The organism is Mesorhizobium sp. M8A.F.Ca.ET.161.01.1.1 (assembly GCF_004792105.1).
Classification (GTDB): Bacteria; Pseudomonadota; Alphaproteobacteria; order Rhizobiales; family Rhizobiaceae; genus Mesorhizobium.
This window is the reverse complement of the sequence record NZ_SRTD01000464.1, coordinates 1-288: the sequence shown is the minus strand read 5'-3', so window position 1 is coordinate 288 and position 288 is coordinate 1. Positions and strand designations below refer to the sequence as shown.

Genomic DNA, 288 nt, shown 5'->3' with positions numbered 1-288 from the left:
GGAAACGGCGCGCGCCGGGGCAGCCTTCATCGGTGCCGTTGAGGCCGGTCGGGGCGACCGACTGCCAGTCCAGGCCCTTGTTGCTGACCCCCACCGGCCCGCTCGGCCGGCGCTGGAAGATGCCCGACCAGACCCGCATCGCACCGGTGGCGCCATACAGGCCGGCCTGCTCGTTCTGGTCGTTGCCGATCCAGATCACCGCCAGGTGATCGCCGGTGTAGCCGGCGTACCAGCTGTCGCGCCCGTCGTTGGTGGTACCGGTCTTGCCGGCCGGCTGCAGGCGGCCAA

At 71.5% G+C, this 288-nt stretch carries 1 pseudogene; it reads right to left on the bottom strand.

What is annotated here, in order from left to right:
* Nucleotides 1–288 (bottom strand): annotated as a pseudogene (locus tag EN804_RS36560) (hypothetical protein); the annotation flags it as partial.